Consider the following 17,583-nt stretch of genomic DNA (forward strand, 5'->3'; position numbering starts at 1 on the left):
GGGCAGCAGCATGTCATGGTCGGGAGGGAGCGGGCGCTTGACCCTGTCGCGGGACGAGTTCGGCGTGCTGGGACCGCTGCTGGTGCGCCGGGCCGGGCGGCTGGTCCCGATCACGGCCGCCAAGCACCGGATCGTCCTGGCGACGCTGCTGCTCGGCGCGAACCGCGTGGTGCCCGCGAGCGACCTGATCCGCCGGGTGTGGGGCGAGGCGCCGCCGGACCGGGCCGCGCAGACCCTGCCGGTGTACGTGATGCGGTTGCGCCGGGCGCTGGGCGAGCCGCGGCTGATCCACACCGCCCCGACGGGCTACCGGATCGACGTGCCGCGGGACGCGCTGGACCTGCACCGGTTCACGGACCTCGCGGAGCGGGGCGCGGCGCTGGCGGCGCGGGAGGACTTCACCGGCGCGTGCCGGGCGTACGAGGAGGCGTTGGGCCACTGGCGGGGCGCGGCGCTGGTGGACGTGCCGTCGGCGTCGCTGCACGAGACGGAGGCGCCGGGCCTGGCGGAGCACCGGCTCCGGGTGACCTCGGAGCTGGTGGAGGTGAAGCTGCGGCTGGGCCGGTGCGACGAGGTGATCGCGGACCTGCGGCGGCTGACGGCGCGGCACCCGCTGCGGGAGCGGTTCTGGTCGCAGCTGATGGTGGCGTTGTACCGGGTGGACCGGCAGGCGGACGCGCTGGACGCGTACCGGCAGGCGAGCACGGCGCTGGCGCGTGAGCTGGGGGTGGACCCGAGCGAGGGCCTGCGCTCGGTGCACCACGCGATCCTGACCGGTGACCCGGCGCTGCTGCTGCCGACGGCGAGCCGGTGGTCGCCGGTGTCGCAGCTGCCCGCGCCGGTGGGCAACTTCGTGGGCCGCGCGGCGGAACTGGCGCGGGTGACGGCGTCGCTGGCGCGGTCGGCGGCGACGGTCGTGGTGTGCGGGCCGCCGGGTGTGGGCAAGACGGCGTTCGCGACGTCGGTGGGGCACGCGGTGCGCGAGCACTACCCGGACGGGCAGCTGTACGTGAACCTGCGCGGGCACTCGACGTCGCCGCCGCTGCCCACGTCGGCGGTGCTGGCGCGGTTCCTGCGCGCGATGGGCGTGCGGGCGGACCACATCCCGGTGGACGAGGACGACCTGGTGCGCGGCTACCGGGCGCGGCTGCGGGGCAGGCGGGTGCTGATCACCCTGGACAACGCGGCGTCGGTGGAGCAGGTGCTGCCGCTGCTGCCCGGTGAGGCGGGCTGCTCGGTGGTGGTCACCAGCCGCAACGAGCTGCGTGGTCCGCTGCGGGCGGCGCGGGTGCGGTTGGACGTGCTGCGCGGCGACGAGGCGTGGCAGCTGCTGGCGCGCTCGCTGGGCCCGGAGACGGCGGCGGAGCGGTTCGACCTGATCGCGGAGCTGGCGCGGCTGTGCGGTTACCTGCCGCTGGCGCTGCGGATCGCGCTGGGCAACCTGGTGGGCTCGCCGCACGCGGACATCGCGGCGTACGTGGCGGAGCTGCGCGGCGGTGACCGGTTGGCGGCGCTGGCGGTGGACAACGACGACTCGGCGGCGGTGCGGCGGGCGTTCGACCTGTCGTACGCGGCGTTGCGCCCGGCGGCGGCGCGGTTGTTCCGGCTGGTGGGGTTGGCGCCGGGGCCGGACCTGAGCGCGTTCGGCGCGGCGGCGCTGCTGGGCGCGCCGGAGGCGGAGGCGCGGCGGCTGCTGGACGAGCTGGCGTCGGCGCACCTGGTGCAGCGGGTGGGCGCGGACCGGTTCGCGCTGCACGACCTGCTGCACGAGTACGCGGCGGACCGCGCGGCGGCGGCGGGCGAGGACCTGGCGGCGGCGCGGCGGCGGCTGTTCGACTGGTACCTGCGGACGGCGGTCGAGGTCGGCGACGTGCTGTACCCGGAGCTGCGGCGGCCGGAGGAGCCGCGGCGCGCGGTGTTGACGGCGGACGCGGCGCGCGCGTGGTTGTCGGCGGAGCGGCCGAGCGTGCTGGCGGCCACCGAGCACTGCGCGGCGGAGGGTCCGCTGCCGATGGCGTGGCGGCTGATCGACGCGGTGAGCGGGTACTTCGGCACGCACGGGCACCACGTGGAGTTCCTGCGGGCGATCCGGGCGGCGCTGGGCGCGGCGCGGCAGGCGGGTGACGCCGACGCCGAGACGTCGATGCTGGTGTGGCTCGCGGCGGAGCACCGGAACCTGGGCAACCCGCGCACGGCGCGGCGGTACCTGCGGGAGGCGTCGCCGACGGGCCGGACGCGGTGGCTGCACGCGGGTCTGGCCGGGGTGGTGCTCCTGGAGCTGGGCGAGTTGGAGGCCGCGGCGGCGGAGTTCGCGCGGCTGGCGGACCTGGGCGACGTGCTGCCGTCCGTGCCGCACGTGCGGGTGGGCGCGCTGGCCGGGCTGGGCGCGCTGCACCTGATGCGGGGCGAGCCGGACCACGCGGAGCGGCACCTGGTGGCGGGTCTGGCGCTGGCCCGCGCCGCGACCGGCCGGAACCTGGTGGCGACGTGCGCCGCCCTGCTCGGCCGCTGCCACTCGGCACGCGGTGACCACGCGCGGGGCGTGGCGTTGCTGCGTGACGCGTTGGCGGACTGGTACCGGACGGGTGCGCGGCACGCGCGGGCGGACGGGATGGCGCACCTGGCGACGGCGCTGTGCCTGGGCGGCGACCCCGGCGAGGCGTTGCGGACGGCGCAGCGGTCGCTGGCGCTGGCGCAGGAGCTGGGCGGCAGCCCGCGCATCGAGTGCGAGGTGCACAACGCGCTGGGCCTGGTGCTGCGGCACCTGGGTGAGCCGGACCGGTCGGTGGCGGCGCACCTGCGCGCGCTGGAGCTGGCGACGGCGTGCGACTTCCGGTACGGGGTGGCGTGGTCGCACCTGCACCTGGTGCGGGCGATGGCGGCGGACGGTCGGCGCGCGGACGCGGTGCGGCACGCGCGGATCGGTCACGACCTGGCGGTGCGGGTGGGGTTCGGCGCGGTGGCGGCCGAGGCGGCGGCTTCGCTCGCCGAGTTGGGCTGAGCCGATTGAGACCGTGTTGACCTTGGTGTCCTGGCGGCGGAGCATGGTGTTCTTCCGGTACTGGGCCGACTCGGGGGCGTGCGATGGATACCGACCGGTGGTGCGCCGAGGCGCCCGCGTCGGCGGCGGAGCTGGCGGAGCGGCTCGCGGAGCTGGCGCGGTGGGCGAACCGGTGGTCCGAAGCGGTGGCGGGGCTGCGGGAGCCGACGCGGCGCTGGGCGGGTGTCGCGGCGGCGGCCTCGGTGTCGCTCGCGGCGCGGCGCGCGGAGGAGGCGTTCCTGGAGCTGGAGGTGACGTTGGGCGACGTGCGGGCGGCCGGGCGGTCATTGCCCCCGGCCGCCTCCAGGGGTGAGGATGGCCGTCCCACGGTCTGATACCGCTGTCGACCCATAGGACTTCCATGACGTCAGGACTGCCCTGCCCGGTCTGCGAGGGACCGGAACGCCGCGGTGCGCTGGAGCGCACGCTCCGGGTGCTCGCGGTGGACGACGAGGCTCCTGCCCTGGACGACCTGGTGTACCTGCTGAAGTCCGATCCGCGGGTGGCGCACGTGGAGGCCGTCACGGACGCCACGAAGGCGTTGCGGACGCTGCACCGGGCGATGGACGCGGGTCAGTCGGTGGACGCGGTGTTCCTGGACATCCGGATGCCGGGCCTGGACGGACTGGACCTGGCGCGGGTGCTGTCGCGGTTCGCGCAGCCGCCGCCGATCGTGTTCGTCACCGCCCACCAGGAACCCGCGGTGGAGGCGTTCGAGCTGAAGGCGCTGGACTACCTGCTCAAGCCGGTGCGGCCGGAGCGGCTGGCCGAGTCGGTGCACCGGATCGTGCACGAGGTGCTGGACGCGAAGGGCGGACCGGAACCGCCGCCCGCGCCCGCGACGAAAGCGCCGGACGTGGGTGACGAGGTGATCCCGGTGGAACTGGGCGGTGTCACCCGGTTCATCCGGCTCGCCGACATCCGGTACGTGGAGGCGCACGGGGATTACGCGCGCCTGCACACGGCGACGGGCAGCGGGCTGGTGCGGGCCGCGTTGAACGGGTTGGAGGAGCGCTGGCGGTCCGCCGGGTTCGTGCGCATCCACCGCAGCCACCTGGTTTCCCTGGGCCACATCGACGAACTGCGCCTGGAGGACGGGCACCTGAGCGTGAACATCGGCGGCGCGGTGCTGCCGGTGAGCCGCAGGCACGCCCGGCACCTGCGCCAACTCCTGGTGCGGCGCAACCGGCAGCCGTCGTGACCGGACCGGACCGGCCGCACGCGCAGCGCGTGGTCGTCACCAGTCCGCGGACCCGCGCGCCGCGTGCGCCGCGGCCGTACCCGGCATCGCGGGAGATCGACGAGCAGAGCGAGCTGGGCGCGGTCTACATGCGGTCGCTGGTGCGAGCGCAGCGGCGGCTGGGACTGGGGTTGTGCGCGGTGGTGTGCGGCAGCGTCGCCGCGCTGCCGCTGGTGTTCGCGCTCGCGCCCGCGGTGGCGGCGCAACGCGTGCTCGGCGTGCCGCTGCCGTGGCTGCTGCTCGGTGGCGTGGTGTTCCCGGTGTTCGTGCTGGCGGGCTGGTGCTACGTGCGGCAGGCCGAGCGCGCGGAACGCGAGTTCGCCGAGCTGGTGGAGCGTTCGTGAACAGCACGTACGGCATCGTCGCCGTGCTGGCGGTGGCGATCGGCACGGCGTTGGTGGGCACGTACGGGCTGCGGATCTCGCGGACCACTTCGGACTTCTTCGTGGCGTCGCGGACGGTGTCGCCGTGGTGGAACGCGTCGGCGATCGGCGGCGAGTACCTGTCGGCGGCGTCCTTCGTGGGCATCGCCGGGCTGATCTTCGCGCACGGGCCGGACATGCTGTGGTTCCCGGTCGGCTACACGGCGGGGTACCTGGTGCTGCTGGCCCTGGTCGCCGCGCCGTTGCGGCGCAGCGGCGCGTACACGCTGCCGGACTTCGCGGAGGCCAGGTTCGGTTCGCCCGCGGTGCGCGCGGTGGCGAGCGTGCTGGCGCTGGGCATCGGGTGGCTGTACCTGCTGCCGCAGTTGCAGGGCGCGGGTCTGACGCTGCACACGCTGACCGGCGCGCCGGACTGGGTGGGCGCGTTGCTGGTGGCGGCGGTGGTGACGGCGAACGTCACCTCCGGCGGGATGCGCAGCGTCACGTTCGTGCAGGCGTTCCAATACTGGCTCAAGGTCACCGCGATCACCGTGCCCGTGGTGTTCCTGGTGATGGCGTGGCACGCGCACGGCGCGCGGGACCTGACCGCGCCGGAGCTACCGGTGTTCCCGCGTGAGACGGTCGTGACGTTCGACGCGGACACGGTGGTGCACGTGGACGAGCCGGTGGTGTTCGGCGGCACGGGCGTGGTGGACGGACGAGCGGTGACGGGGTCGACGGCGCTGGCGGTGGGCGACCACACCATCGCGGCCGGGTCGCGGCTGCTGGCGCCGGCGGGCGCGGCGGTGCCCCGGGTGTCGTCGATACCGCACAACACCAACGAAACGTGGGCGATGCCCCTGCGCGGCGGTGAGAGCTTCCCGCTGTACGCGGTGTACTCGCTGATCATCGCGACGTTCCTGGGCACCATGGGCCTGCCGCACGTGATCGTTCGCTTCTACACCAACCCGAACGGCCGCGCCGCGCGCCGCACCACGCTGATCGTGCTGGCGCTGCTGGGTTTCTTCTACCTGATGCCGCCGATCTACGGCGCGCTCGGCCGCCTGTACGCGCCGGAGCTGCTGATGACCGGCGACACCGACGCGGTGGTGCTGGTGCTGCCCAGCCGCGTGGTGGACGGGTTGGGCGGGCACCTGCTGGGCGCGCTGGTGGCGGGTGGCGCGTTCGCGGCGTTCCTGTCGACGTCGTCGGGGTTGATGGTGTCGCTGGCCGGGGTGCTGAGCCGGGACGTGCTGCGGTTGCGGGGTATCCGCGGTTTCCGGGTGGCGTCGGTGCCGGCGGTGCTGGTGCCGCTGGGCATGACGTGGTTGGTGGGCAAGGTGCCGGTGGCGGACATGGTGGGGTTGGCGTTCGCGGTGGCGGCGTCGTCGTTGTGCCCGTTGCTGGTGCTGGGGATCTGGAGCACGCGGATCAGCACGGTCGGTGCGGTCGCCGGGATGCTGGCGGGCGGGGTGCCGGCGTTGGTGGCGGGGCTGGTGACGATCAGCGCGGGCGGTGGCAACGTGTTCCTGGCCCGTCCGGCGGCGTGGACGGCGCCGCTGGGTTTCGTCGTGATGTACGCGGTGTCGCTGCTGACGCCGCGCCGGGTGCCGGCGGGGGTGAACCACGTGATGGTGCGGTTGCACGCGCCGGAGAACCTGGGCCTGCGCAGCCAGGACCGGCGGTGAGCGGGATGTGGACGGCCGGGGCGGTGCTGCTCGCCGGGCTGGCGGTGGTGATCACGCTGTGGCGGACCTCCCGCGCCCGCGACGACTTCCTCACCCAGGAGCAGCGGATCACCTTCGAGACGCTGCACACGGCGTGGTCGGCGGCGCCGCCGCTGCGCGCGGGCCTCGTGCCGGACGCGGCGAAGAAGTCGGCGAGGCACCTGCGGACGCTCCTGGGCACGCCCGCGCTGGCGCTGACCGACGAGACGGAGGTCGTCGCGTGGGAGGGCGTGGGCGAGCACCACGCGGCGGACGCGATGCGGCTGGCGGCGGACGTGTTCGCCACGGGCCGCACACGGGCGTTCGACATCGCGTGCGACGCGCCGGACTGCCCCGTGCACCGGGCGGTGCTGGCCCCGCTGACCGTGGAGGGCCGCGTGGTGGGCGTGCTGGCGGCGTACGCGCGGGAGTCGTCGGCGGGCCTGGTGCGGGCGACGAACGAGGTGGCGCGCTGGGCGTCGGGTCAGTTGGAGCTGGCCGAGCTGGACCGGTCGCGGACGCGGCTGGTGGAGGCGGAGGTGCGCGCGCTGCGGGCGCAGATCTCGCCGCACTTCATCTACAACTCGCTGTCCGCGATCGCCTCCTACGTGCGGACCAACCCGGAGCGGGCGCGGACGCTGCTGCTGGACTTCGCCGACTTCACCCGCTACTCGTTCCGGCGGGCGGGTGACTTCACGACGCTCGCCGAGGAGCTGCGGTCCATCGACCAGTACCTGGCGCTGGAGCGGGCGCGGTTCGGCGAACGGCTCCAGGTGACGTTGCAGATCGCGCCGGAGGTGCTGCCGGTGACCGTGCCGTTCCTGTGCCTCCAGCCGCTGGTGGAGAACGCGGTGCGGCACGGCATGGAGGGCAAGGTCGGGCCGGGGCACATCTCGATCCTCGCCGCCGACGCGGGCGAGGAGGCGCACATCACCATCGAGGACGACGGGATCGGCATGGACCCGGAGGCCCTGCGCCGCACCCTGGCGGGCCAGGTCGACGAGACGGCGGGCATCGGGCTCGGCAACATCGACGAGCGCCTGCGCCGCTGCTACGGCGACGACTACGGCCTGGTGGTGGAGACGGCGCAGGGCCTCGGCACCAAGATCAGCGTGCGGGTGCCGAAGTACCAGGCGGGCGTGCACGCGTAGCGGGGTCAGCCCGCCGCGCGGGCGGCCCTCCGCTCGGCCGCGTCGAGCACCAGCCGCAGCCACTCGGACTCGGGTGACGGGTGCTCCAGCGCGGCGCGACGCAGGCGCGGCCACAGGCCCGCGTCGGTCCACTCCTGGAACCGGCGGTGGACGGTCGGGACCGTCACGCCGAACGTGGCGGGCAGGTGCCGCCACGCGCAGCCGCTGGACAGGACGAACACGATGGCCGTGAACACCGCCCGGTCGGCCACCCGGCCCCGGCCGCCGCCCTGGCGGCGGACCTTCGCGGGTGGGATCAGCGGCTCGACCAGCGCCCACAGGGCGGGCGGCACGAGGCGGTCGGCCAGTTGCCCGATGACGTCGGCGTGCGGTGGTTTGGGCGGCGCCTCCGGCGCGCGCCGCACCCAGGGCTCCTGGCGCTGGGCGTCGCCGCGCTGGCGGGCGCGCAGCAGGGTCGCCAGCGCCGCCTCGTCCCGGCGCGGCGCCACCGCGGGGTGGGCGTGCTGCTGCGCCTGCCGGGCTATCTCGGCGCCCACCGTGCGGCCGAACGGCTGCGCGGGTCTCACGTAGTTGGTCATCAAATCCTCCGCCGGGGGACTTGTGGTGATACCCATCACGCTACGAAGTCGACCGCTCACGGGTAAGCACCTACCGGGCGAGCGGGTTGAGGAAGCGTCACACGGGCCCCTTGTGGACGACAAACGGCACGCCTGGCGCGACGAACGGGCGAACGGTCGGCCCGCAGCGCCCCCGCCCGAACCCCTTTCCGCCCTCCTGGATACGACTACTCTCGAATCCGTGACGCCGCGCCTGCTAGCCACCAGCGACCTGCACGTGACCTACCGGCAGAACCGCGACTTCGTGTCGGCGATCGCGCCCCGGTCCCCCGACGACTGGCTGATCGTCGCGGGCGACGTGGCGGAGAAGTTCGACGACGTCGAGTGGGCGCTGGACGTGCTGCGCAAGCGGTTCCGGCGGGTCGTGTGGTCACCCGGCAACCACGAGCTGTGGACGGTGAAGGACGACCCCGTGCAGTCGCGCGGCGAGGTGCGCTACAAGGCGCTGGTCGAGCTGTGCCGCAGCCTCGGCGTGCTGACCCCCGAGGACGAGTTCGCCGTGTTCGAGGGCGCGGGCGGCCCGGTGGCCGTGGCCCCGCTGTTCACCCTGTACGACTACTCGTTCCGCCCCACCGGGGCCACCGACAAGGAGTCGGCGCTCGCCATCGCCCAGGAGGCGGGTGTGGTGTGCACGGACGAGTATTTCCTGCACCCCGACCCGTACCCGACGCGGGAGGCGTGGTCCGCGGCGCGGATCGCCGAGTCGGAGCGCCGCCTGGACGCGGTGGACGGTGCCCTGCGCACCGTGCTGATCAACCACTGGCCGCTGGTGCGCGACCCCACGTTCGTGCTGCGGTACCCCGAGTTCGCGTTGTGGTGCGGCACGGAGCGCACCGCCGACTGGCACCTGCGGTACCGGGCGGCGGTCGCCGTGTACGGCCACCTGCACATCCCGCGCACCATCCGCAAGGACGGCGTGCGGTTCGACGAGGTGTCGTTGGGTTATCCGCGCGAGTGGCAGCCACGGGGCTGGACCGCCGCGCCGCTGCTGGACGTGCTGCGGGAGGGCGACGCGCGGTGATCGAGGACATCATGCCCGCCGCGGTCGCGGCGGTGGACACGTTCGAGGACCACGAGGTGGAGCTGTTCCCCGAGGAGGAGGAACTGGTCGCCAAGTCCGTCGACAAGCGCCGCAAGGAGTTCACCACGGGGCGGTACTGCGCGCGCGTCGCGCTGGGCAGGCTGGGCCTGCCGCCGTCGCCGGTGCTGCCGGGACCCCGCCGCGAGCCGACGTGGCCCGCGGGCGTGGTGGGCAGCATCACGCACTGCAAGGGCTACCGCGCGGCGGTCGTCGGCCGGACCGCGGACGTGTGGACGCTCGGCATCGACGCCGAGCCGAACGAGCCCACCCCGGAGGGGGTGCTGGGCGCGGTGTCGCTGCCCCCGGAGCGGGAGATGATCGCCGAGCTGGCGCGCGGCGCGGACAAGGTGGCGTGGGACCGGCTGCTGTTCAGCGCCAAGGAGACGGTCTACAAGGCGTGGTTCCCGCTGGCGCGGACGTGGCTGGGGTTCGAGGATGCGGAGGTGGCCATCAACCCGGACGACGGCACCTTCACGGCACGCATCCTCATCGAGCCACCCGTGGTGGACGGGGTGCCGCTCGACGGCTTCACGGGTCGCTGGCTCGCCAGGGAGGGGTTTGTGGTCACCGCTATCGCGGTACCTGCCTTGACGACCTAGGAGGAGTTGCATGGGCGACGAGGTGGCAAAGCACGAGTTCACCCGCGAGGACCGCACGCGGTACCGGACGAAGGTCCGGAGCTGCCTGGACGTGTTCGCCCGGATGCTGAGCGAGTCGCGGTTCGAGTTCGAGCGGCCCGTGGCGGGCCTGGAGATCGAGCTGAACCTGGTGGACGGGGCGGGCGACCCGGCGATGCGCAACGCCGAGGCGTTGGCGGCCATCGAGGACCCGGACTTCGTCACCGAGCTGGGCCAGTGGAACCTGGAGGTCAACGTCGCGCCGCGCGCGTTGGCCGAGGGCGGGCTCAGCGAGTTCGAGGAGGTGGTGCGCGCCTCGCTCAACGAGGCCGACCGCAAGGCCCGGGAGGCGGGCTCGCACCTGGTGATGGTCGGCATCCTGCCGACGCTCCAGGCGAAGCACCTGGCACGCGACGCGTTGTCCGGCAACCCCCGCTACGCCCTGCTCAACGAGCAGGTGCTGGCGGCGCGCGGCGAGGACCTGCACATCGCGGTCGACGGCGTGGAGCAGCTGCGGATGACGGTCGACTCCATCATCCCGGAGGGCGCGTGCACGTCCGCGCAGTTCCACCTCCAGGTGTCGCCGGAGGCGTTCGCGGGTCACTGGAACGCCGCGCAGGCCATCGCCGGCGTGCAGGTGGCGGTGGGCGCCAACTCGCCGTTCCTGATGGGCAAGGAGCTGTGGCGGGAAACCCGGATCGCGTTGTTCCAGCAGTCCACCGACACCCGTTCGGATGAACTGCGTGAGCAGGGGGTCCGGCCGCGGGTGTGGTTCGGCGAGCGGTGGATCACGTCGATCTTCGACCTGTTCGAGGAGAACGTCCGGTACTTCCCCGCGCTGCTGCCGATCTGCGACGAGGAGGACCCGGTGCAGGTGCTGGAGCGCGGCGGCACGCCGGCGCTGGGCGAGCTGCGCCTGCACAACGGCACCGTCTACCGGTGGAACCGGCCGGTGTACGACGTGGTGGACGACCAGCCGCACCTGCGGGTGGAGAACCGGGTGCTGCCCGCCGGTCCGACCGTCGTGGACACGCTGGCGGACGGCGCGTTCTACTACGGCCTGGTGCGGGTGCTGGCCGAGGAGGAGCGCCCCGTCTGGTCGCAGATGTCGTTCAGCGCGGCCGAGGAGAACTTCACGGCGGGCGCCAGGGACGGCATCGACGCGGAGGTGTACTGGCCCGGGTTGGGCACGGTGCCGGTGGCGGAGCTGGTGCTGCGGCGGCTGCTGCCGCTGGCCCACGAGGGCCTGGTGAAGCTGCGCGTGGACCAGGCGGAGCGCGAGCGGCTGCTCGGCGTGATCGAGCAGCGGTGCCTCAACGGCGTGAACGGCGCGACGTGGCAGGCCCGCGCGTTCCACAAGCACTACGACCACTCGTCGCTGGACCGGCCGGAGGCGTTGCGGCGGATGCTGCGCGGGTACCGGGACCTGATGCACACCAACGAGCCCGTGCACACCTGGCCGGTGGGCTGACTCAGCGGGCCTGCGCCGGTATCCGCGGCAGCCGGTCCTTCCAGGCGGCGACCAGCTCGGGCAGCAGCACGTGCCACGGCAGGGCGGCCAGCACCTCCGGCAGCGCCAGCAGCACGAGGCGGCCCTCGTCCGCCGCGTCCAGCCACACCGCCTGGAACGCCGCGCCGCGCGCGGGTGCGGCGGCGATCACCTCGCCCGTCACCCGCGCCAGGTCCGGCCGGGTGACGCGGCGGACGTCGGCGGTGGCGCCGCGCAGCACGTCGTGCGCGTCCGACAGCGCCTGGACGGCTTCGACCAGCCGCAGTTCCCCCAGGCCCGCGCGGACCTGCACGGTCATCGACTCGTACACGGCGGACAGGGTAAGCGCGGCGCGGCCCGGACGGGCGGGCGTGGGATTCGGCTTTCCAATGGGACCGGGTCCAGGAACCCTCGCGGCGGCTCGTCCGTTTCGACCGTTGTGCTCACCGATACCCGTTCCCCGGCCCGTTTCGTGGCGTTCACCGGCAGCGCCGCCGTGCTTCTCACCGTCGTGCTGGTCGGCGCGCTCGACGTGCACCGGCTGGTGACGAGCGTCGGCCTGCGCCGCACCATCTCCGAGTACGCCCTGGGCCCGCAGCGGTGGGTGTTCGACACCGCCGTGCTGCTGCTCGCGCTCGGCTCGGTGGCGATCCTGGCGGTGCTGGTGCGGCGCGACCTGACCCGCTGGACCGCGCCCGGCGCCGTCGCGCTGCTCGCGTGGGCGGCCGGGCTGGCGCTGGTGGTGGCGTTCCCCAAGCACGACTGGGCGGTCGGGCCGAGCATGAGCGGCAACGTGCACCGGGTGGGCAGCCTGGTCGCGTTCATCAGCCTGCCGGTGGCCGTGGTGCTGCTCGCGCGCCCGTGGCGACAGGACGAGGTGTGGGGTGGGCACGCGCGACGCGCGTTCCGCCTGGGCGTGCTGTCCGCTGTGGCCTTCACGCCGATCCTGTACGCGGTGGCGGTGAACGCCGTGATCGGCACCCCGTGGTGGCGCGTCGTGCCGCTGGGGTACGTGGAGCGGCTGCTGGTGCTGGTGGAGGTGATCGCCGTGCTGGTCGTCGGGTGGTGGTCGATCGCGGCCTCCCACCCCGCCCACCGGACCACCAGGACCGGTCCGCGCGCATCACCCTAGGGTGAGCACATGGCTTCTTGGGGTGACCTCGCCGCGTACGTGCACGACACCTACGACGTGATCTCCGAGCGGGAGGGCGAAATCCGCATCCTGTTCAACTTCGAGCAGTTCAACGAGGACGACGAGCGCACGCAGGTGATCATCCTGGTGCGCGAGGAGCTGGACCGGCTGCACGAGTGGGTGCAGATCGCCTCGCCGATCGGCCTCGCGTCGAGCGTCGACCTGCACGCGCTGCTCACCGAGGTCGGCAACTCGACCATCGCCTGCGGCGCGGCGATCATGGGCGAGCACGTGGTGCTGCGCCACTCGCTGCCGCTCTCGGACCTCGACATCCACGAGTTCACCGACCCGTTGACGCTCCTCGCCGGCACCGCCGACCAACTGGAGGAGCAGTTCTTCGGCGGCGACAACTACTGAGGCCGGGCGGCGGGCGGCAGCTCACCCGGACCCGCGACCGGCCACGACCACGGGTCGTCGCCGAGCTTCACCAGCTCCTCGACCTGGAGGACGCACCACGGCGACACCGGCCGGACGCCCGCCAGCACGGCCGGCGCGAACTCCGACCACGGCACCCACTCGAACGCGTCCACCTCGTCCGGGTTGGGTTCCGGGTCCCGCTCGGCGAGGCCGCGGAACACCGGGCACATCTCGTTCTCCACCACGCCGTTCTCCATCACGGCGCGGTACCGGAACGCGGGCAGGACGAGGTCGAGCCGCACGTCCGCGAGGCCCAGCTCGTCCGACAGCCGCCGCACCACCGCGTCCGCCGCGCCCTCACCCGGCGCCGGGTGGCCGCAGCAGCTGTTGGTCCACACCCCGGGCCAGGTCTTCTTGTGCAGGGCGCGCCTGGTGAGCAGCAGCCGACCGGCCCGGTCGAACAGGTAGCTGGAGAACGCCAGGTGCAGCGGTGTGTCCGCGTGGTGCACGTGTGCCTTGTCGGCCACGCCGATACCCGCACCCGACTCGTCCAGCAACACGACTTGTTCCACGCGGACCACCCTGCCACACCGCTCCGGAACAGGCCGCCCCGAGCAGCCGCGCCGGGCACGGGACCGCACCGGTGGCCGTCGCCTCAGGTGTGGTCGAGGCGCAGGTTCCCCCGCACGTCGAACCCGCCGCGCGCGCCGGTCCGCAACCACCCCCCGCTCCAGCTCCCCACCGCCTCGTCCAGGTAGGGCGACTCGTCCAGGGCCACTTCCACCCTCCCGTCCCGCACGCGCAGCACGGTGTCGCCGAGCGGTGTCGCGGCGCGGCCTGACACGTCCAGCGCGAGCACGCCGGTCTCGGTGGTGCCGAACCACTCGCCCAGCGGCAGGCCGTAGGTGCGGGCGAACCCGTCGGCCACCTCCGGCGGCAGGGGGTCGCCGCCCGCGTAGGCCGCCCGCACGCCGCGCAGCGCGGCCCGGTCGGGTTCGGCGACCAGGCTCGCGAAGTGACGCGGCAGGCCCGCCACGACGTCCACGTCGTACCGCGCGGCGGCACGCAGGATGGCCGCCGCCGAGTCGTCCTCCGGGAACACCAGGTGCACGCCTTCGGCCAGGGCGTGCAGCAACCCGCCGACCGGGCCGAAGCCGGGCAGCAGGAGCTGCCGCTCACCACGCCGCGCCACACCGCGCGCCGCCGAGTAGCGCACCACCTCCCGGATCACCGACTCGGTGGACCGGCCGACCGCCCGCGTGCCCGCGACCTGCACCACCCGGTGCCGGGTGGTGGCGGGCGCGCCGTCCGGTCGCCGCTCGGTGACCAGCTCGCACCGCTCGCGGAACACGTCGCCGAACCGGCCGGACGCGCGGACCACGTACTGCGGGCGGCACAGGCGGTGCTCCAGGTCGCGGGTCGCCGGCGGTGAGCGGTGGTCGAGCACGACGACCCGCGCGCCGAGCACCCACAGCGCCAGCACCACCTCCAGGCGCGTGAAGCTGGGCGGCAGCCGCACCGCGACCACGTTGCCCGCACCGACACCGGCCGCCGCGAACAGCTTCGCCTCGGCGGACACCGCGGCACGCAGCGCACCGTGCGTGAGGGTGTGCCGGCTGCTGAACGCGGGCACGTCGTCGCCGTGCCGGTGCAGCAGGTCGGTGACGAACTCGCGCACTCAGGACTCCTTGCAGAACTCGCCGATCGGGATGCCCACGTGCCGCTGGTCGGTCGCGATGTGGCCGAGCAGTTCGTCACCGGGGCGCAACTCGGTGACGTTGAGCACCTTCCCGCCCGGTCCGAGGACCCGGACGTGCCAGTCGTCCTGCACGGTCAGGCTGACCTCCACGCCTTCCGGCGAGTGGGCGGTGATGGTGAGGATCGGCCGCGACTCCAGCTTCGCCCGGCCCACCGTCAGCTTGCGCGTGCGGCCCGCCGAGTCCACCGCCAGCACCGTGCTGCCGGAGCGCAGTTCCGACAGGTAGTTCGTGCGGTTGTCCGGCCCCAGGACGTACGAGTGCAACGCGCCCGCGTTAACCCGGAACGGCCGCGTCGGCATGTAGGGCAGGGGATGCGTTTCGCTACAGCACAGGATGAAACCCGACGAGTAGGAACCGACCAGGATGCCCTCGTCCTCGCGGAAGTGCGAGCAGGTGTCGACGCACACCCGGTCGCCCAACCCGTTGTGCGCGATGCCGTCCACCACCAGCGTGGTCAGCGTCAACGGCGGTGTGGTGGCCTCCAGCAGGCGGGCGAGCCCGAACACGTCCGCCGCGTCACGGGGTGCGAGCAGGACGCCGTCCGAGCCGTGCTCCAGCACCTCCAGGACGACCGCCGCCTCCTCCAGGTCGGCGACCACCGTGACGAGCCGGCCGGGCGACCGGTCGGCCGCGGCGATCACGATCTCCAGCGGGATCTTCGTCGGGTCGGTGAACGACACCACGGTGTGCTCCAACCGCACCGCCGCATCGCAGGCCAACCGCAACGTGGGGTCGTCGCGCACCTCCACGAACCCCGCCGCGCCCGTGAACCGCTCCAGGTCCGACACCGGGGACACCACGAGGTGCGGGCTGTCCACGGGTTCCGCCGCGAACAACACCTTGGTCACGGTGGGCGGCAGCGCGTCGAGCACCGCCGGGTCGTCCGACACGACACCGGCCAACCGCGCGTGCACCGCCGCGTCCACCACGGACTCGCGGTGTGGTCCGGGGACGTTCCGCAGGTCGATCCAGGCGAATTTCACGCCAACTCCCAGTGGCTAGGTTCTCGCACGAGGTCCGCGTCCTGTCCGGCGTGGACGACCGAGGCCAGTTCGGCGACCAGGGACATCGGTGCGGACGAGGTGAACACCCGGCGACCGACCGCCAGGCCCGCGCACCCGGCGGCCATGGCGGCGCGGGCGTCGTCGACGGGGCTGCGGTCGTCCGCCGGTCCCCCGGCCACCAGGACCGGGATGGGGCAGCTCGCCACCACTTCCGCCATCCGGTCGGGCGGCAGCGCCAGGTTGGTCTTCACCAGGTCCGCACCGAGGTCCGCCGCGATGTTCACGACGTGCGCCAGCAGCACCGGGTCCGCCGGGTCCCCGATCCGGGGGCCGCGCGGGTAGGCCATCGCGATGAGCGGGACGTTCCAGGCGTCGCAGGCGTTCCCGACCACCCCGAGGTCCACGAGCTGGCGGTCCTCGGTGTCGGAGCCGATGTTGACGTGCACGCTCACCGCGTCCGCGCCCAGCCGCAGCGCTTCCTCCACGTCGCCGACGAGCACCTTGGCGTTGGCGTCCGCCGCGTGCGCCGTGCCCGCGCTGAGGTGCACCACGAGGCCGCACCCGCCCAGCACCACGGGGTCCAGCGCGCGGACACGTCCTTTGTGGACGATCACGGCGTCCGCGCCGCCGACCACGACCGACCTGATGAGGTCCGGCCACCGGTCGCGCGGCACCACCGGACCATCCGAGACGCTGTGGTCCAGCGGTACGAAGAGGTACCTGCCGTCGCGTGGCCGGGAAAGCCGTCGCAGCCGCAACGCTTTCCTCATGTCGCTCCACCTCCCGAGGGGGTTTTCCGGCGATGGCCAACAGGACCTCCCGACGATGGCCAAGCAGCAGCGTGGTGGAGACCCGACTCCGGCGGAAAGGTGGCAGCTGGCGATAACTCCCCAGTTATGCACCTGTTGGAGCAGCGCGATGCGACAGAGCGTCAGCACCCCCGCCCGGTGATCGGACCCCCGCGCCACTCGCGCGGTCGGTGTTTGGCCTCATCCGTTTGCCCTACGCTGCGAAAGTGCGCATGGAGCTGAGACATCTCCACGTGGTGCTGACCGTGGCCGAAGCGGGCAGCATCAGCCGCGCCGCATCTTCCCTGAAGGTCGCGCAGGCCGGGCTGACCGCGCAACTGCGCCGCATCGAACGCGGCTTCGGTGGTCCGCTCTTCGTGCGGCGCACGGACGGCGTTGAGCTGACCGAGCTGGGCAGGCACGTCGTGCTGCGGTCCCGGGACCTGGTGGAGCGCTTCGACGACCTGCTGGTGACGGCGCGCAAGATCGCCGCGGAGGGCGGCAGCCTGGGCGTCCGGCTGGGCGGCGTGACCGGTTCCCTGACCCCTTTGCTGGTCTCGGCCGTGCGCACCCTGCTGCCGAACCAGCCGCAGACCACCCACGTGGAGCGGAGCTGCGAGGCAGTCCTCGACCTCGTCCGCTCGGGCAAGCTGGACATGGCGCTGGTGGTGGAATTCCCCCAGAGCCCGCTGCGGTTACCCGAAGAGGTCGAGTGCCGGCCGGTGGTGACCGAACCCGTGCTGGTCGGCATCCCGGCGAACCACCGCCTGGCGACCCGCGCCGAGATCCGCCTGTCCGAACTGGCGGACGAGGACTGGGCGGTGCCCGAGGAGAACTACGGCGGCGGTCGCCTGCACCTGCACCTGGCCTGCGAGGCAGCCGGCTTCACCCCCCGCTGCGCGCACTTCGGCGTGGACCCCACGACCGCGGCGGACCTGGTACGAGCGGGCCACACCGTGGCCTGCTTCTTCCCCACCACACACGACCTACCGGGAATAGCCTTGAAACCCCTGGTAGGCAACCCCATCCGCCGCAGGGTGCTCTTGGTATGGCAACGAAACCACGCCACAGCGGACTACATGGACAACATCCACACAACCCTCCGCCGCACATACCACGACCGCATCACCCACCACCACCCAGCCATAACCGCAGCAGCAAGCTAGCCACCCGTCCGTC

17 protein-coding genes and 1 pseudogene are annotated in these 17,583 nt (G+C 73.4%); 12 read left to right on the top strand and 6 right to left on the bottom strand.

What is annotated here, in order from left to right; all coding sequences use genetic code 11:
* Positions 1 to 37 precede the first annotated feature (37 nt).
* The 6 genes from KZQ38_RS37280 to KZQ38_RS27890 all read left to right on the top strand — a co-directional run bounded on the left by KZQ38_RS37280 (position 38) and on the right by KZQ38_RS27890 (position 7,499).
* Complete coding sequence (locus tag KZQ38_RS37280; RefSeq protein ID WP_219445985.1) at positions 38 to 3,001, top strand: AfsR/SARP family transcriptional regulator; 2,964 nt, start codon at positions 38 to 40, stop codon at positions 2,999 to 3,001.
* Between the two features lie 83 nt (positions 3,002 to 3,084).
* On the top strand, positions 3,085 to 3,375 hold the full coding sequence (locus tag KZQ38_RS27870; protein ID WP_219445987.1) for a hypothetical protein: 291 nt from the start codon (positions 3,085 to 3,087) through the stop codon (positions 3,373 to 3,375).
* 26 nt (positions 3,376 to 3,401) lie between these two features.
* On the top strand, positions 3,402 to 4,241 hold the full coding sequence (locus KZQ38_RS27875; protein WP_219445989.1) for a LytR/AlgR family response regulator transcription factor: 840 nt from the start codon (positions 3,402 to 3,404) through the stop codon (positions 4,239 to 4,241).
* Positions 4,238 to 4,624, top strand: a complete 387-nt coding sequence (locus KZQ38_RS27880) for a DUF485 domain-containing protein (protein WP_219445991.1) — start codon at positions 4,238 to 4,240, stop codon at positions 4,622 to 4,624. The genes KZQ38_RS27875 and KZQ38_RS27880 overlap by 4 nt, the downstream gene beginning before the upstream one ends.
* A complete protein-coding gene (locus KZQ38_RS27885) occupies positions 4,621 to 6,330 on the top strand; it encodes a sodium/solute symporter (RefSeq protein ID WP_219445993.1) in 1,710 nt (569 codons plus the stop codon). The genes KZQ38_RS27880 and KZQ38_RS27885 overlap by 4 nt, the downstream gene beginning before the upstream one ends.
* 5 nt (positions 6,331 to 6,335) lie before the next feature.
* Positions 6,336 to 7,499, top strand: a complete 1,164-nt coding sequence (locus KZQ38_RS27890) for a sensor histidine kinase (protein WP_219446252.1) — start codon at positions 6,336 to 6,338, stop codon at positions 7,497 to 7,499.
* A gap of 17 nt (positions 7,500 to 7,516) precedes the next feature.
* Here KZQ38_RS27890 and KZQ38_RS36555 read toward each other — a convergent pair.
* Positions 7,517 to 7,855 (bottom strand): annotated as a pseudogene (locus KZQ38_RS36555) (transposase); the annotation flags it as partial.
* 442 nt (positions 7,856 to 8,297) lie between these two features.
* Between KZQ38_RS36555 and KZQ38_RS27900 the strand changes: the two are divergent.
* Genes KZQ38_RS27900 through KZQ38_RS27910 form a run of 3 tightly spaced genes read left to right on the top strand, consistent with a single transcriptional unit; the run spans position 8,298 to position 11,285 of the window.
* Positions 8,298 to 9,137: a metallophosphoesterase family protein gene (locus KZQ38_RS27900; protein WP_219445997.1), complete on the top strand. Its 840-nt coding sequence runs from the start codon at positions 8,298 to 8,300 to the stop codon at positions 9,135 to 9,137.
* A complete protein-coding gene (locus KZQ38_RS27905; protein WP_219445999.1) occupies positions 9,134 to 9,796 on the top strand; it encodes a 4'-phosphopantetheinyl transferase family protein in 663 nt (220 codons plus the stop codon). The genes KZQ38_RS27900 and KZQ38_RS27905 overlap by 4 nt, the downstream gene beginning before the upstream one ends.
* A 10-nt stretch (positions 9,797 to 9,806) precedes the next feature.
* Positions 9,807 to 11,285, top strand: a complete 1,479-nt coding sequence (locus tag KZQ38_RS27910; RefSeq protein ID WP_219446001.1) for a glutamate-cysteine ligase family protein — start codon at positions 9,807 to 9,809, stop codon at positions 11,283 to 11,285.
* Between the two features lies 1 nt (position 11,286).
* On the opposite strand, the gene KZQ38_RS27915 is transcribed toward KZQ38_RS27910, so the two are convergent.
* Positions 11,287 to 11,634, bottom strand: coding sequence for a condensation domain-containing protein (locus tag KZQ38_RS27915; RefSeq protein ID WP_219446276.1), 348 nt, complete (start codon positions 11,632 to 11,634; stop codon positions 11,287 to 11,289).
* Positions 11,635 to 11,799: 165 nt separating this feature from the next.
* Between KZQ38_RS27915 and KZQ38_RS27920 the strand changes: the two genes are divergently transcribed.
* Entirely contained in the window at positions 11,800 to 12,435 is a 636-nt protein-coding gene (locus KZQ38_RS27920) for a DUF998 domain-containing protein (protein WP_308258628.1), read from the top strand.
* A 9-nt stretch (positions 12,436 to 12,444) separates the two neighbouring features.
* Positions 12,445 to 12,852, top strand: coding sequence for a type III secretion system chaperone family protein (locus KZQ38_RS27925; protein WP_219446003.1), 408 nt, complete (start codon positions 12,445 to 12,447; stop codon positions 12,850 to 12,852).
* Here the strand turns inward: KZQ38_RS27925 and idi are convergent.
* From idi to KZQ38_RS27945, 4 genes are all read right to left on the bottom strand, one after another.
* Positions 12,846 to 13,424, bottom strand: coding sequence for an isopentenyl-diphosphate Delta-isomerase (gene idi, locus KZQ38_RS27930; protein WP_219446005.1), 579 nt, complete (start codon positions 13,422 to 13,424; stop codon positions 12,846 to 12,848). The two genes, KZQ38_RS27925 and idi, sit on opposite strands and share 7 nt — an antisense overlap.
* Before the next feature lie 83 nt (positions 13,425 to 13,507).
* Positions 13,508 to 14,530 (bottom strand): AMP-binding protein, encoded by a 1,023-nt coding sequence (locus tag KZQ38_RS27935; RefSeq protein WP_219446006.1) that lies wholly within the window; start codon positions 14,528 to 14,530, stop codon positions 13,508 to 13,510.
* Entirely contained in the window at positions 14,531 to 15,595 is a 1,065-nt protein-coding gene (locus KZQ38_RS27940) for a 3-dehydroquinate synthase II family protein (RefSeq protein WP_219446007.1), read from the bottom strand. It abuts the gene before it with no gap.
* On the bottom strand, positions 15,592 to 16,386 hold the full coding sequence (locus tag KZQ38_RS27945; protein ID WP_219446008.1) for a 2-amino-3,7-dideoxy-D-threo-hept-6-ulosonate synthase: 795 nt from the start codon (positions 16,384 to 16,386) through the stop codon (positions 15,592 to 15,594). Before KZQ38_RS27945 ends, KZQ38_RS27940 begins: the two co-directional genes overlap by 4 nt.
* A gap of 251 nt (positions 16,387 to 16,637) precedes the next feature.
* Here KZQ38_RS27945 and KZQ38_RS27950 point away from each other — a divergent pair, with 251 nt between their 5' ends.
* On the top strand, positions 16,638 to 17,570 hold the full coding sequence (locus KZQ38_RS27950; protein WP_257902452.1) for a LysR family transcriptional regulator: 933 nt from the start codon (positions 16,638 to 16,640) through the stop codon (positions 17,568 to 17,570).
* Positions 17,571 to 17,583: the final 13 nt, after the last annotated feature.

This window comes from Saccharothrix obliqua (genome assembly GCF_019375475.1).
GTDB classification, from domain to species: Bacteria; Actinomycetota; Actinomycetes; order Mycobacteriales; family Pseudonocardiaceae; genus Actinosynnema; species Actinosynnema obliqua.

What these genes read in the sequence shown, in the direction of transcription:
- KZQ38_RS27910 (WP_219446001.1), top strand. Translation starts at nt 9,807, where the DNA reads ATGGGCGACGAGGTGGCAAAGCACGAGTTCACCCGCGAGGACCGCACG.
- KZQ38_RS27950 (WP_257902452.1), top strand. Translation starts at nt 16,638, where the DNA reads ATGGAGCTGAGACATCTCCACGTGGTGCTGACCGTGGCCGAAGCGGGC.
- KZQ38_RS27945 (WP_219446008.1), bottom strand. Translation starts at nt 16,386, where the DNA reads ATGAGGAAAGCGTTGCGGCTGCGACGGCTTTCCCGGCCACGCGACGGC.
- KZQ38_RS27875 (WP_219445989.1), top strand. Translation starts at nt 3,402, where the DNA reads ATGACGTCAGGACTGCCCTGCCCGGTCTGCGAGGGACCGGAACGCCGC.
- KZQ38_RS27925 (WP_219446003.1), top strand. Translation starts at nt 12,445, where the DNA reads ATGGCTTCTTGGGGTGACCTCGCCGCGTACGTGCACGACACCTACGAC.
- KZQ38_RS27870 (WP_219445987.1), top strand. Translation starts at nt 3,085, where the DNA reads ATGGATACCGACCGGTGGTGCGCCGAGGCGCCCGCGTCGGCGGCGGAG.
- KZQ38_RS27890 (WP_219446252.1), top strand. Translation starts at nt 6,336, where the DNA reads ATGTGGACGGCCGGGGCGGTGCTGCTCGCCGGGCTGGCGGTGGTGATC.